Source organism: Paraconexibacter algicola, assembly GCF_003044185.1.
GTDB lineage: Bacteria > Actinomycetota > Thermoleophilia > Solirubrobacterales > Solirubrobacteraceae > Paraconexibacter > Paraconexibacter algicola.
The window spans coordinates 171,015-183,290 of sequence record NZ_PYYB01000003.1 but is presented as its reverse complement, the minus strand read 5'-3'; the positions used below and the strand labels follow the sequence as shown (position 1 = coordinate 183,290).

Genomic DNA, 12,276 nt, shown 5'->3' with positions numbered 1-12,276 from the left:
TCCACTGCGATCATCCGGGACCCCGATGAGCCTCCGCGCCGACGCATCGCTTTCCCGTCTGACGACGCTCCGCCTGGGCGGGCCGGCCCGCCGGCTCATCACGGTGACGACCGAGGAGGAGCTCGTCGAGGCGGTCGCGACCCCCGACCCGGAGGGCGGTCCGACGCTGCTGCTGGGGGGCGGCAGCAACGTCGTCGTCGCCGACGACGGCTACGACGGCACCGTCGTGCACGTCGCCACCCGGGGCGTGACGGTGCGCGACGTCCCCGGCGCGGACGGGCTCGTGAACGTCGAGGTCGCGGCCGGTGAGCCGTGGGACGCGGTGGTGGCGCGGTGCGTCGCCGACGGCCTGGCGGGCGTCGAGTGCCTGGTGGGAATCCCGGGGGCGACCGGGGCCACGCCGATCCAGAACGTCGGCGCCTACGGGCAGGAGGTCGCGCAGACGATCGTCGCGGTCCGCGCGTACGACCGGGTCGAGCGCGCGGTGGTCGAGCTCGCCGCCGCCGACTGCGCGTTCTCCTACCGCCACAGCCGCTTCAAGGGGGACGACCGCTTCGCGATCCTCGCGGTGACGTTCGCGCTGCGCCGCGACCCGGACGGCGGGGTCGCCCGCTACGGGGAGCTCGCGCGCACGCTCGGGGTCGAGGTGGGAGCGGCCGTGCCGCTGGTGGCCGCGCGCGAGGCGGTGCTCGGGTTGCGCGCGGGGAAGGGCATGGTGCTCGATCCGGCCGACCACGACACGTGGAGCGCCGGGTCGTTCTTCACGAACCCGATCCTCGAGCCGCAGGCGTTCGCGGCGCTCGTCGAGCGGGCCGGTGCGGACCTCGAGCCGCCGCGCTACCCGGAGGCGGACGGCCGCGTCAAGACGAGCGCCGCCTGGCTGATCGAGCGGGCCGGCTTCGCGAAGGGCTACGCGGGGCCGGCCGGGCTCGGGGGCCGGGTCGCGCTGTCGACGAAGCACACGCTCGCGCTGACCAACCGCGGCGGCGCGACCACCGCGGACCTGCTGACGCTCGCCCGCGACGTGCGGGACGGGGTGGAGGCCCGCTTCGGCGTGCGGCTCGTCCCCGAGCCGGTGCTCGTCGGCGTCACGCTCTGAGGTCCGCCGCCGGGACCTGGCCGGCCGCGGCAGACGCGACTACGATCGCGTCTCGTGAGCCGCGCACGCCCGACCCTGCTCCTCGCCGCCGTCCTCGTCGCGCTCGGCGGCGCCACCGCCCGGGCCCTGCCCGGCGACCCGCCCGTCACGCCGCTGTCGCCCGCGCCCGAGGCGACGGTGCCGACCGCGGCCGCGGGCATCCCCGTGTCGTACGCGTGCCCGCTCTACCGCACGCAGGACTTCGGCGACGGCAACCCGCGGCTGGCGGGAGAGACCGACTACGCGGTGCTCATGTCCGCCTCGCCGGCGCTCGACGCGGAGGGCCGCCTCGCGAACCCCGTCGCCCGCGTCACGGGCGCCTCGACCCCGCAGGACCCGAACACCTGCCGGGCGCTCCTGGGCAGCACCGCCGTCCCGGCGCCGCAGCTCACCCCCGGCACCTGGTACTGGCAGGTCTCCAGGCTGTGCGCGGGATGCGCACCGCCGTTCGAGACCGGGCCGGTGCAGCGCTTCCGGCTCGTCACCGAGGCGCGCCCGGCGCTCGCGCTCCCGGCGCGACGCTACGCGGGATTCCCCGTCATCGCGACCGTGCAGGCCGGGGCGGGGGTGCCGGCCGGGACGGTCGTCGACGTCGAGCGGCGCGCCGCCGGTCGCTGGGTCCGCGCCGGGCGGGGGACGGTCGCCGCGGGCCGCGCCCGGGTGACCACGACCCTTCCCCGCGGGAGCGTGCGCGTGCGCGCCCGCCTGACCGTCGGTGGACAGGTGCTCACGAGCGCGGAGCGGACCGTCGCGGTGCGTTCCGCGTCGGCTCCGCGGACGGCGGTCCGCGCGGGCCGCTGGTCCGGCGGCGGGGTGACGGGCCTGCGGGTCGTGGGACGGGAGATCCGCGACCTGCGCGTCGCCGTGAGCCTGCTGTGCCCGACCCCGGGCCTCGTGTCGGCCTTCACGACGCAGGCGGCGACGGCGCTGGTCCCGCGCGCGCGGATCGCCCCAGACGGGAGCTTCGTCGCCGTCGCGTCGCGGTCGGGCACCGCGACGCGCATCAGCGGCCGGCTCGTCGGCGGGACGCTGCGTGACGGGATCGCCGAGCTCTCCCAGGGCGTCTGCAGCGGCACGGCCCGGTTCACCGCCCGGCGCCGCTGATCCGCCCCGGAACGGGCGAGGCCCCCGGCGGGTGCCGGGGGCCTCGGGCCTGCAGTGCGGATGAGAGGACTCGAACCTCCACGGAGTTACCTCCACGGCGACCTGAACGCCGCGCGTCTACCAATTCCGCCACATCCGCAGGCGAGCGGCGACGATAGCGAAACCGCGCGCGCGACGACGTCCGACGTCACTCTCCAACCTCCGGCCGGGTGCCGCGTTCGGACAGGCGTACCCCACCCGAGGAGTCGCATGATGCGCAAGTCCCCGCTGATCCTGGCCGGCCTGGCCTCCCTGTCCCTGAGCGCCACGGCCGTCGCCGACAAGCCCGAGCACGCCGAGAAGCCCGACGTCAAGCCGGTCAAGACGGCGCCCGCCGGCCACGACCGCCCGGACGACGGCGACCGCGGCGACCGCGGCGAGAAGAAGGGGCATCGCACGCACTGGCACGCGTTCGACGTCCACGGCACGCTCGTGTCGCAGGCGCTGACGGTCAACCCGGACGGCACCGTGGACGGCACGGTCGTCGTGAAGACGAGCAAGAAGGTCCGGACCGCCAAGCGCGGCCCGAAGACCGTCGTGACGAAGGAGACGACCTTCACGCTCGACGACGCGAAGCTCTCCGTGAAGACCGACGACCGCACCGGTGACCAGAAGGTCGACCTCGCCGACGTGCGCGCCGGCGACCGCGTGAAGCTCGAGGGCCGCGTCGAGCACCGCCACGGCCGCAAGGACGCGTCGACCGACGCCCCGAAGGTCGAGCTGCGCCGCGTGAAGTTCGACGACCCGAAGCCGGCGAAGCCCGCTCCCGCCCCGGCGCCGACCCCCGCCCCGACCCCGACCCCCGGGTCGTAGGGCGCCGCGGTCACCGACCGCGCCCCGAGAGCCCGACGGCGCGGTGCGCCGGGCGTGTCCCACCGCCCGCACCGCGCCGTCGCGCGTCTCTTGCTACTCTGCCGTTCCCCGCGCCGCTATCGTCTAGGGGACTAGGACGCCGCCCTCTCACGGCGGAAACCGGGGTTCGAATCCCCGTAGCGGTACCTCCGGAACGCCCGTATATACGGGCGTTTCGTCGTTCTACGGCCTCCGTGGGGACACGGGTGGGGACATTCGGCCTCTGAGAGCGCCCCAAGCGACCCTCTCGACCCGGTTCGTTCCGTCCACCGGGCGGCGCACCCTGGGCGCATGGATCTCATCTGCCCTACCTGTGAAGCCCCGGTGGCCGATACCGGCATCTCGTCCGCCGCCGGGGTTGGCGACCACCACGGCAACATCGCTTTTCAGCCGCTCAAGCAGCACGCCGAGTGCGTCTGCGGGGAGCATCTCGTCCGCAACCCGGACAGCGACATTGCCGAGATGCGCGCGTGGAGGCTGAGGGACGCCTGAGTTCTCCGGTGCCCCGCCTCCGCATACTGCACACGATCAGTAGGGATTGACCTGCGGCCATGGGGTCGCGAGGGTCGCTGCGTACGGCTCCCGGTGGGGCGGGAGAGCGGGGTAATGCGGGACTGGACACGGTGTCCTGATCTGTCACGCAGAGTCACGATCTGTCACGCAGAGTCACGGTCTGTCACGCAGAGTCGGTAGCGTGCGGTAAACCGCAAGGCGTCATCCCCGGGTGACGCGGTCCCCAATAGGCTGCGCCCCGTGGATTCTGTCTTGCCGGACTCTCCACGGGGCGCAGTAGGGGCACCACTCCCGGTCGCGTGGACCGGAAGGCTGCCGACGGTAGCAACGGCCTCGGCGGACCCCCGCAGAATCCCGCACCTTCCGCACTTTTGTTCCCGCACGGGTTCGTCGTGGCGTCCGGTTATCTCTCCCGGCAGCCGGATTCATCCAGCGTCCGGCGGCAGCAGTAGGCCCAGACAGGAACCGAGGGGGGTGAGGGGGACCCCCAAGGGGGACCCCGTACCCCCCTCATGGGGTTTCCGTGCAAAAACTCCAATGACTGTCTAGAGAATTGAGCGGCGGTCACGGGGCTTGCTCGCAAAAACGGCCTTTAGCGATACGACACGGCTCTTATATATCGGCTGTTGCAATAGCGAGCCGCGAGGGGTGTCGAGCGTATCGTTAGACTGGAGAGATGGACCACTCACCTCTCATCCGGCAGGCGGACGCCGCTATCGGCGCATCCGCACGCACACGCGCAGCCCTACGCGGGAAGAACCCACCGGACCGGGACGACCGCCTGCGCGCGACCCTCGCGGCCCTGACCGATGCGGCAGCGCCCATCGCTCCGATTCTTCGGTCCGGCCCGGCGACCGGACGGACGTTCCGGCACCCGGAACTACGGCGCGCGTCCGGCCGCGTTCAGGCCGAGCGCGCGAAGGTGCGAGGGATGCTGCGCCGAGCGTCCGGCGGGCGCACCCGGACCGCGAAGCCGTACCGCCGAGCGCAGTTCGAGGCGTCGTTGAACCAGATTGTCAAGGCGACCCAGCGCATCGAAAGCGAACTACGCAGCGTGCTTCCTCAGCAGCGCAAGGGCACCCGCGACTACCGCGAGGAAGCCGAGCGCATCCTCGGCGTCATCGACCGTACGCAGGAGCGCCTGACGCAGCGCCGAGCGCAGGCGCGCTATTGGGCACAGCAGGGCGCGTGGGGCAGGATCACGGAAGCCGACCGCGAGAAGGCGAAGATCGCCGTAGCGACCTCACGCGAACTGACGAAGCTGCGCCGCCGTGCGAAGCGCGCCGTAGCCGTGCCCATCGCCGTCAGCATCCCCAACGCCCCACGCGCTCCGAGGAAGGGGCCGGCCGCGAAGCGTCGCCGCTGGACGGCTGAGGGCGCCTGGGTCGCACTGATCGAGTGGACGGCCAAGACCGGAGCGCCGCCGCGTGCCGTCGACTTCCGCAACGAACCGTCGTTGCCGTCCTACGCGAAGGTGCATGAGTTCTTCGGTGGCCTGAGTGCGCTCGCGGACGACTTGATCGACGACGCGGCCTACTACAAGAAGACCGGGCATCTGACGGCATCCGTCGTTAGTGGCGATTGATACAATTCGTGCATGCTCGAGTTTGCGCTGATCGATCCGGACCGTCCGACCGCTGAGAACATCGGCGCTGTCCTCGCCTACGTCGAAGAGGCCGAGAGCATCCGTGCTGAGGAGCAGCGCGACGCCGAGCGCATGTGCCGCCGGGCGCGCTCGCGCATCCGGAAGGGACAGCCTCCGATCGCGGTCCTGCGCGCTGTCGAGCAGGGCGTTGCGCCTGCGTGGGTCGTGGACGATCTGCGCGCCGTAGCCTAATGACGGCACGCGCCGCCGTACGCTTTCGGTAGCGGCGGTTCGTCTCCTATCGCCGCGCTTGGAATGGGGCGGCAACGCGGTCCGGCCGAAGGCGAACGGTCGGACCGCTGAGAGGCCCACACGGGCCGTCTCCCGGCCTCCGTCACGTTCTACGGCCGGACGCCTTGCCGCGCCCGTGTCTGAGCCTTGATGACCTGCGCGTTCAACTGCCCACGAAGGTCAACGAGGGCGCGCTGTGCCTCGCGTGCCGCGACGCTGACGCTGTCCGGCGTCGGCTGCCCGGTGGCCTTCGCGATGAGGTCCACGCGGCTGAGTCGGGCGCTGAGCGCGATGGCCCGTAGAGCCTCGCCGTAGAAAAAGAGAAGTACGCGGTCGTTCATCCTTCCAGCTTACGGATGCTTGTGCCGTGTGTCACAAGCATATGCGAGAATGAATCTTATGAAGCGTTCTGCATTCACCCGTCCTCACCGTCGCCCGGAGCAGCCTGCCCGGACGCCGGTCCACCCGCTGGTCCCCGACCCGAATAGCGCGGCTGCGCTTGAGCGAGAACTGCGTGAGGCTCGCACCGAGCGTCGGCCGCACGCGGAAAGCACGTTCACGGTGGGCGCAGCGCCCTCCGTCGGCTTCGGCTCCGCAGGGCCGTGGAAGGGCATCCGATGAGCGACCTGCGCGACGTAGTCGCCAGCGCACGCACGCAGGCGGGGACGACGCTCGACCCGTCGCGCCTGTACGTCCGGCGGGAGCCGGACGCCGCCGACCCGGCAGGCAACGCCGTGCGCGTTGTAGGCGTCGTGGACGAGTTCTCCGGGTCGGAGTTTCTGTACACGGCGCTCGTGGTGGAGTCGGCCGACTACGGCTCGATCCCGGAGGAGTGGGCGACCGCGCGCGTCTGCTTCACGATCGAAGACTTCACCGACGAGTACCGCGAGGCCGACGCGTCGGCTACGGCGGTCCTCCACGCAGAACAGACCATCGCGTCGAAGGCATCGACCGCCGAGGCCGAGAAGCGCGAATCTCCGTGGGCGTACGTGCCGACGACGCAGCGTCGGACCGGGAAGGCGCGAGCATGATCGGGGCAGAGTTCAGCGGTCCTGATGGTTCCGAGTTTCGCGTGGTCGCCTCTGACATGGGCGCTTGGATCGTCCAGCGCGTCGATGCTTTCGAGCCGGTCCGCCGCATGTCTTCGGCAGCGATTGCGGCCGAGTTCGGCACGCCCGTAAGCGACCCCAACGACACGACGGACGAGGCGTCCGGATGGGCCGCGCTTGCGGCAGCGTCCGACCGTGCCGCTGCGCGAGTCCGCCGGGTGCTCCGGGCGCGGGAGGACGACCGATGAGCGCGATCAACGGCAACCACGGCCTGAGCGCCGCGATGGACGCTTGGGACGCGAAGAACGGCGAGGGGAAGCGGTCGCGCCGGTCGATGCGCGACGCCGCGTTTCTGGCGCTGCGGGCGAAGGCGCTGGCGAACCCGCGCACGTCCAACCTCGCGCGCGTCCGGCTGACCTTCCGGGGCGACGGCCTCACCATCGCGGAGGCCGCGTCGCGTGCGCTCGTCAGCGAACGCACCTGGAAGCGCGCTGAGGCTGGCGAGGGCGTAGACGACCTCTCATGGGCGCGCATTGCCCGCGCGCTCGAATGTGACCGCGCGACCATCGACCCGACCCACATTCCGCGATGACCAGTCCGGGCGAGAAGCTGCGCGCCCTCGCGGCCGACGAAGACCTGTCGAGCCTCGCCCTGCGTCTGGGAGTGAGCGTCCCCGCGCTGCGGTCTGCGCTGGCAGGAGAGCCGATCAGCCGCCGGACGCACGAGCGGCTGCTAACGGCACTGGGGCGTCTGTGAAGGCCTGCGCGTTTTGGGATTGCCCGTGCGTCGTCCCGGCGGATCGCACGACCTGTCACGTCCACACGCTCGTCGTGCGGACGTTCGCCTATCTGTGGGTTTCGCAGCGATGACCTGCGCTCGATGTGGAGCCGCCGGCACGGCGAAGATCGAGGGCGCTCCGTCGTGTCTGTCGTGCGCGGGGCTGTGGATCAGCCTCCGGGTGATCGACCCGGACGCGGCTCTTCCGGCCTTTCTCCGGGCATCCGCCGATGACCTCGACGCCTGGGGCGCGAGGATCGCAGCGGGCGCGCAGGAGCGCCGCGAGCGCGAGGCAGCCGAGCGAAAGCGCAAGGCCGAAGCCGCGGAGGACGCGAGGGTTGCCCGCAAGGCCGCTCAGCGCGAGCGACTGGCAGAGCGCGCGCGGGTGCTCGCCCGGTACGTCGTGGAAGCGGGAGGGACGACGCCCGCAGAAGCGGGCGAAGCCCTACGGATGACGCCCCGGACGCTGTCGCGCTTCCAGCGCGCCGCGATCGACGAGAAGTGGATCGTCCGGGCTGCCGGGAAGCCGGTGCGGCTGCTTCCCGGCCCGGTCGCTCCTTAGAGCGCGACGACTTCCGCGTCGGCCGCGACCGGAGCCGATGCGAGATACGCGCCGAGCAGCCGCCCGACCTCCGCTTCGCCTCCGGGCATCATGTGGCCGTAGCGGTTGAACGTGATTGCGATATCAGCGTGGCCCAGCACGACCGACAGCGCCTTCGCGTTGCATCCGGCTGCAATGAGCATCGAAGCGCAGGTGTGTCGGCACTGGTGGGCCGTGATTGGCTCAAGACGCTCGTCGTCCCGAAGCTTTCGTCCTAGCTCTTCCGCTCGCTCTTCGTTGGCCCTCTTCCACGCGCGCAAGGCGCGGCTACGCACGGTGGACGACGTGAACGGCTCCGTTGCGGTGCGTCCGAAGACAAAGTCAGAACCGTCGCGTCCGGTCGCCAGTTTGTGCGCCTTGAGCGCCGCCGCCAGCATCGGGACGATGGGGACGCGGCGGACCCCGCTGGCGGACTTCGGGGCCTTATCCCCGCCTACGTCGTCCCACGACTGCGTCACGTGAATGTGCGGTCCGTGCTGCGCATCTGAGAACTTCACGGACGACCACTTGAGCGCCCGAAGCTCGCCGCGCCGCAGCCCGCCGTAGAACGCGGTGGCCCAGAACGCCCGCTCGCCATCTGGGAGCGCGGCGAGAAGCGCCGCGACTTCCTCGCGTGACGCGAAACGCATCGGCTCCCCGACCGACTTCGGAATGTCGAGGTCAAGGGTTGGGTTCACGGCAACCGTGCCCCGCTTGAGCGCCCGCCGGTAGATCGACCGAAGCGGATCGATTGTGTTGTCAATCGTGCCGCCGCTCAGGCCAGCGGCGCTCATTCGGTCCACGAAAGCCTGTAGATCCTCATGCCGAATCGCGTCGAGCTTGTGGGCACCGAACTCTGCGTCTACGCGCAGCCGCCAGCACCGCTCATATCCGCGCAACGTGCTTTCGGCATAAGGCTTCCGCGTCCGGTCAGGGATCGTGCCCGCCTTCGCGCCCGCGTAGAACGTCTCCCACGCGTCCCTGAGCGTCTCACCGGACGACTTCCGGCGCACCCCCGCTGCGGCCTCGCCCTGCGCCTTGACCCGGTCGGCCTTAGCCTCCGCCTGCGCCGTGCGCCACGGGCCATTCCACTTGCCCGTTGCCTTCGTGTTCAGCACCGCGCGATAGCTGACCCTCCCGTCGTTCGCGGTGCGCCACTCGATGCCGTTACGGCTGCCGCGCTTCGGTCGCGTCGCCATCAGCGATCACCCTTGAGCGCCCGCGCGGCGTTCTGCTCGATCCACCTGACGACTTCCGTACGCGGGACCGTCTTCCGGCGTCCGGCGACGACCACCCGGAGGTCGGGGACGACGTGCCGCTCGAAGTGGTCGACCGAGTACGCAAGCATTGCCGCCGCCTGCGGGTAGCTAAGGGCGAGGGCGTCCGGTGGAGCGATGGGAGGGAGGGGAGCGGCGGGCGAGGCTTCCGTGCGACGCCGGGGACGCTGCGTCGACTCGATCACCCACGCGGCGATGGTCGCGTCGGGTACGCCGCGCGCGAGGTCGTCGCCCTCGATCCACGCCGCGATCATCTCGTCGCGGTAGTGGTCCTCGTCAGCCCAGCGGGGATCGTCCGGGTGGTAGGCGGTCATGCTGAAAGTGTCCCATGGGGACACCGTGGGGACAAGACCGGCCCTCTTGTGCCCTCTTGGGCGGAATCGGTGTTCAGGCGAAGTGGTACGAATCCCCCAGAAACCCCCGGTGAGTAGAGCTTCCACCGGGAGTATGTGGGACAGAGCGTCCGGGCCGTCAATTCTTGCTCCGGGATTCGAATCCCCGTAGCGGTACCTCAGAAAGCCCCGGAACACCGGGGCTTTCGTCGTTCTCGGGGGAGGCTGCTGCCGGGTGCACGGCAGTCGCCCGCGGCTCGCCGCTCGCGGCGGCATCACACGTCGTCCAGGACCACGCGCAGGCGCACCGGGCCCGCCTGCGACAGCGCGACCCAGGAGTGCGACCGCCGGACCGCGGCGCTCCAGGCGCGCACGTGTCCCGCCCAGGTCAGGCGCATCCCGCGCGACCCTGTCGTGGCCCGGAGGCGGGCCCTGCCCGCGCTACGGCGCGACGCGGCGCAGGACGGTCCGCCGGGCCGCCGCCCGCATGCCGACCTCGCGGGCGCACCACCGCAGCGCCGGGGCGAAGTGCATCGAGGCCTCGCACCTCGGTCCCATCGGTGGCAGACTGCCCGCCGTGCGCCGTCGCCAGCTTCTCCCGGTCCTGCTCCTCGTCGGCCTCGGCGCCCCCGGCGTCGCCTCGGCCGGCACGTTCTGCGTCAAGCCCGCCACCGGCTGTGCGGCCGTCGACACGTTCGAGCAGACCGAGCTGCAGAACGCGCTCGACACGGCCGCCAGCGACGGGGAGGCCAGCACCATCCGGCTGGGAGCCGCCACCTACACCAACACGTCCGCCGTTCCGTTCTCGGTCAAGGACGTCAACAACACGGACCCGACGACGGTCGTCGGGGCCGGTCGCGGCCAGACGGTCCTGACGACGAGCAACACCGCCGACGTCCTGCGGACCGACGTGGCGACCGGGATCACCACGATCCGCGACCTGACCGTCCGCGCGACCCCCGGGGCGATGCATCGTGGCATCGTCGGACCGACCTCCGGAGCCGCCCGCGGGCTGACGCTCGAGCGCGTCGACGTCCTCAACCCCGACCAGCCCGCCGGTGTCGGTGCCGACAACGTCGTCTCGGGCGCGACCTTCCAGTGGATCGGGGGGACGAGCGTCGCCGGCGCGAGCGGTATCGGGTTGCGCCTGACCGGCGGCAACATCAGCCTCGTCCGCGACGTCGCGATCGACGCGGGGATCGGCGTGGCCACCGGCTTCTCCGCCCTGCCGGTCCTGCTCGACCGGCTCCGGATCACGGCCCGGACCACCGGGGTGGTCATCACCCGGGCCGCGACCGTCCGGGACAGCGTCGTGCGGATCGACGCCCCCGCCGCCTCCCTGAGCGGCATCGACGTGCAGAGCGGCGACAGCGGCTACACCGCGAACATCCTCAACACGACGCTCATCGGCCCCCCGGACGGCAGCGCCGCGGCCAACCTCCGTGGGGTCGGCGTCCGCGCAGCGGTGAACAACACCGACACGACGCAGGTCTTCCTCGAGCGCTCGATCATCAGCGGCTTCGGACTCTCGATCCGCCGCGAGCAGAGCAACCCCGGCGGGTCCATGTCCGTGACCACCCGGCGCTCCGCCTACGACAGCAGCCCCGCGAAGGTCACCAGCGGCGGCGGCGGCAGCCTCGTCCAGGACGCGCTCGCGCCGAGCTTCGGCTTCGTCTCCGACAGCGACCCGCGGCTCCGGTTCGACTCGCCGCTGATCGACGTCGGCGAGCCGCCCGCCTTCGTCGCCTCGCCCGGCGAGCTCGACCTCGGCGGCGACCCGCGCGAGGTCGGGCCGGCCGCCGACGTCGGCGCGTTCGAGTACCAGCGTCGCGCCCCGGCGGTGGCCGCGACCGTCCCGGCCACGGCCACCGGCGGCCAGGTCGTCACGCTCACCGCGACCGGGACCGATCCCGACGCCGGTGACGCGCTCACCTACACGTGGGATTTCGGCGACGGCACCGGCGCCGCCGGTCCGAGCGTGAGCCACAGCTACGCACCAGGGCAGCGGACGTGGAAGGTCGTCGTCACCGACCCGACCGGACAGACGGCGACGGCCACCGGCACGATCGACGTCGCCGCAGCGCCGGCACCGCCGGTCGTCGTCACCCCGCCGCCGGTCGTGACCCCGCCGACCACGGCGCCGCGCGCGCCGCGCCTGACCCGCGCGTCTCTCTCCCGGCGCCGCTTCCGCGCCACGCAGGCGGGCCTCGTGCTGCGGTTCACGCTCGACCGGCGGGCGCGCGTCGCGTTCGTGCTGCAGCGACGCCGCGGGACCCGCTTCCGGACCGTCGGGTCCCTGCCGACGACGAAGACGCTGCCGGCCGGGAGCCGTCGCCGGGCGTTCACCCCGAGGCTCAAGGGGCGTCGGCTGGTCCCGGGGAGCTACCGCCTCGTCCTCACCGCGATCGCGGACGGCAAGCGGTCCACGCCGGTGCGGCTGACCTTCGTCGTGCGGCGCTGACGGCGGCTCCGCCGAGCGCCGCGGAGCAACGCCCGGCGCTCAGCCGCCCGACGTCTCGAGGAACGTCGCGCGCAGCTGCGTCGCCTCGTCGGCGAGGGCGTAGCGGTGCGTCGGGCCCGTGTAGATCGCGGGCTCCAGGCCGCCGTCGGCGTACGCGGTCGCCGGATCGGGCATGTCGACCACCGCGGCTCCCCGGTACAGGGTCGGCAGCGGCAGGTCGGCGCCGTCGTAGGGGCCGCCGATCCAGGCGACGTCGAGGTAGCCGTCCTGCGCCATGC

General features: G+C 72.0%; 15 protein-coding genes and 2 tRNA genes. 11 read left to right on the top strand and 6 right to left on the bottom strand.

Translation table 11 applies throughout. The annotated features are described in order from the left end of the window. Positions 1-25 precede the first annotated feature (25 nt). Both C7Y72_RS17930 and C7Y72_RS17925 read left to right on the top strand, forming a co-directional pair. The gene (locus tag C7Y72_RS17930) at positions 26-1,099 is read left to right on the top strand and encodes a UDP-N-acetylmuramate dehydrogenase (RefSeq protein ID WP_107570569.1); all 1,074 of its coding nucleotides are present in this window, start codon (positions 26-28) and stop codon (positions 1,097-1,099) included. Positions 1,100-1,153: 54 nt separating this feature from the next. Further along, positions 1,154-2,242, top strand: coding sequence for a hypothetical protein (locus C7Y72_RS17925; RefSeq protein WP_107570568.1), 1,089 nt, complete (start codon positions 1,154-1,156; stop codon positions 2,240-2,242). A 55-nt stretch (positions 2,243-2,297) separates the two neighbouring features. Here C7Y72_RS17925 and C7Y72_RS17920 read toward each other — a convergent pair. After that, positions 2,298-2,381: transfer RNA gene (locus C7Y72_RS17920), tRNA-Leu, on the bottom strand. Positions 2,382-2,494: 113 nt separating this feature from the next. Between C7Y72_RS17920 and C7Y72_RS17915 the strand changes: the two genes are divergently transcribed. From C7Y72_RS17915 to C7Y72_RS17895, 5 genes are all read left to right on the top strand, one after another. Continuing rightward, positions 2,495-3,094: a hypothetical protein gene (locus C7Y72_RS17915; protein WP_107570567.1), complete on the top strand. Its 600-nt coding sequence runs from the start codon at positions 2,495-2,497 to the stop codon at positions 3,092-3,094. 112 nt (positions 3,095-3,206) lie between these two features. Beyond that, positions 3,207-3,279, top strand: a tRNA-Glu gene (locus tag C7Y72_RS17910). Positions 3,280-3,424: 145 nt separating this feature from the next. Beyond that, positions 3,425-3,625, top strand: coding sequence for a hypothetical protein (locus C7Y72_RS17905; RefSeq protein ID WP_107570566.1), 201 nt, complete (start codon positions 3,425-3,427; stop codon positions 3,623-3,625). Between the two features lie 697 nt (positions 3,626-4,322). Continuing rightward, on the top strand, positions 4,323-5,231 hold the full coding sequence (locus C7Y72_RS17900; RefSeq protein WP_146175441.1) for a hypothetical protein: 909 nt from the start codon (positions 4,323-4,325) through the stop codon (positions 5,229-5,231). Between the two features lie 12 nt (positions 5,232-5,243). Then, positions 5,244-5,483: a hypothetical protein gene (locus tag C7Y72_RS17895; RefSeq protein ID WP_107570564.1), complete on the top strand. Its 240-nt coding sequence runs from the start codon at positions 5,244-5,246 to the stop codon at positions 5,481-5,483. Positions 5,484-5,632: 149 nt separating this feature from the next. On the opposite strand, the gene C7Y72_RS17890 is transcribed toward C7Y72_RS17895, so the two are convergent. After that, positions 5,633-5,863, bottom strand: coding sequence for a hypothetical protein (locus tag C7Y72_RS17890; protein WP_107570563.1), 231 nt, complete (start codon positions 5,861-5,863; stop codon positions 5,633-5,635). Between the two features lie 276 nt (positions 5,864-6,139). On the opposite strand from C7Y72_RS17890, the gene C7Y72_RS17885 reads away from it, so the two are divergent. From C7Y72_RS17885 to C7Y72_RS17870, 3 genes are all read left to right on the top strand, one after another. Further along, positions 6,140-6,553, top strand: coding sequence for a hypothetical protein (locus C7Y72_RS17885; protein WP_107570562.1), 414 nt, complete (start codon positions 6,140-6,142; stop codon positions 6,551-6,553). Between the two features lie 262 nt (positions 6,554-6,815). Continuing rightward, a complete protein-coding gene (locus C7Y72_RS17875; RefSeq protein ID WP_107570560.1) occupies positions 6,816-7,163 on the top strand; it encodes a hypothetical protein in 348 nt (115 codons plus the stop codon). Positions 7,164-7,529: 366 nt separating this feature from the next. Then, entirely contained in the window at positions 7,530-7,910 is a 381-nt protein-coding gene (locus C7Y72_RS17870) for a hypothetical protein (RefSeq protein ID WP_146175440.1), read from the top strand. Here the strand turns inward: C7Y72_RS17870 and C7Y72_RS17865 are convergent. The 3 genes from C7Y72_RS17865 to C7Y72_RS24180 all read right to left on the bottom strand — a co-directional run bounded on the left by C7Y72_RS17865 (position 7,907) and on the right by C7Y72_RS24180 (position 9,935). Further along, the gene (locus C7Y72_RS17865; RefSeq protein ID WP_107570558.1) at positions 7,907-9,127 is read right to left on the bottom strand and encodes a tyrosine-type recombinase/integrase; all 1,221 of its coding nucleotides are present in this window, start codon (positions 9,125-9,127) and stop codon (positions 7,907-7,909) included. The two genes, C7Y72_RS17870 and C7Y72_RS17865, sit on opposite strands and share 4 nt — an antisense overlap. After that, the gene (locus C7Y72_RS17860; protein WP_107570557.1) at positions 9,127-9,519 is read right to left on the bottom strand and encodes a hypothetical protein; all 393 of its coding nucleotides are present in this window, start codon (positions 9,517-9,519) and stop codon (positions 9,127-9,129) included. The genes C7Y72_RS17865 and C7Y72_RS17860 overlap by 1 nt, the downstream gene beginning before the upstream one ends. A gap of 293 nt (positions 9,520-9,812) precedes the next feature. Further along, positions 9,813-9,935 (bottom strand): hypothetical protein, encoded by a 123-nt coding sequence (locus C7Y72_RS24180; RefSeq protein ID WP_284690356.1) that lies wholly within the window; start codon positions 9,933-9,935, stop codon positions 9,813-9,815. Positions 9,936-10,114: 179 nt separating this feature from the next. Here C7Y72_RS24180 and C7Y72_RS23820 point away from each other — a divergent pair, with 179 nt between their 5' ends. Continuing rightward, positions 10,115-11,998, top strand: a complete 1,884-nt coding sequence (locus C7Y72_RS23820; protein ID WP_199224002.1) for a PKD domain-containing protein — start codon at positions 10,115-10,117, stop codon at positions 11,996-11,998. Between the two features lie 39 nt (positions 11,999-12,037). Here C7Y72_RS23820 and C7Y72_RS17850 read toward each other — a convergent pair whose 3' ends face one another. Then, positions 12,038-12,274, bottom strand: a complete 237-nt coding sequence (locus tag C7Y72_RS17850) for a hypothetical protein (RefSeq protein WP_107570556.1) — start codon at positions 12,272-12,274, stop codon at positions 12,038-12,040. Positions 12,275-12,276 lie beyond the last annotated feature (2 nt).

Excerpts from the sequence above, each read along its gene's own strand:
- C7Y72_RS17905 (WP_107570566.1), top strand. The coding sequence starts at position 3,425 with ATGGATCTCATCTGCCCTACCTGTGAAGCCCCGGTGGCCGATACCGGC.
- C7Y72_RS17915 (WP_107570567.1), top strand. The coding sequence starts at position 2,495 with ATGCGCAAGTCCCCGCTGATCCTGGCCGGCCTGGCCTCCCTGTCCCTG.
- C7Y72_RS17850 (WP_107570556.1), bottom strand. The coding sequence starts at position 12,274 with ATGGCGCAGGACGGCTACCTCGACGTCGCCTGGATCGGCGGCCCCTAC.
- C7Y72_RS17900 (WP_146175441.1), top strand. The coding sequence starts at position 4,323 with ATGGACCACTCACCTCTCATCCGGCAGGCGGACGCCGCTATCGGCGCA.
- C7Y72_RS24180 (WP_284690356.1), bottom strand. The coding sequence starts at position 9,935 with ATGCGCCTGACCTGGGCGGGACACGTGCGCGCCTGGAGCGCCGCGGTC.
- C7Y72_RS17885 (WP_107570562.1), top strand. The coding sequence starts at position 6,140 with ATGAGCGACCTGCGCGACGTAGTCGCCAGCGCACGCACGCAGGCGGGG.
- C7Y72_RS17865 (WP_107570558.1), bottom strand. The coding sequence starts at position 9,127 with ATGGCGACGCGACCGAAGCGCGGCAGCCGTAACGGCATCGAGTGGCGC.
- C7Y72_RS17930 (WP_107570569.1), top strand. The coding sequence starts at position 26 with ATGAGCCTCCGCGCCGACGCATCGCTTTCCCGTCTGACGACGCTCCGC.
- C7Y72_RS17875 (WP_107570560.1), top strand. The coding sequence starts at position 6,816 with ATGAGCGCGATCAACGGCAACCACGGCCTGAGCGCCGCGATGGACGCT.
- C7Y72_RS17890 (WP_107570563.1), bottom strand. The coding sequence starts at position 5,863 with ATGAACGACCGCGTACTTCTCTTTTTCTACGGCGAGGCTCTACGGGCC.
- C7Y72_RS17895 (WP_107570564.1), top strand. The coding sequence starts at position 5,244 with ATGCTCGAGTTTGCGCTGATCGATCCGGACCGTCCGACCGCTGAGAAC.
- C7Y72_RS17860 (WP_107570557.1), bottom strand. The coding sequence starts at position 9,519 with ATGACCGCCTACCACCCGGACGATCCCCGCTGGGCTGACGAGGACCAC.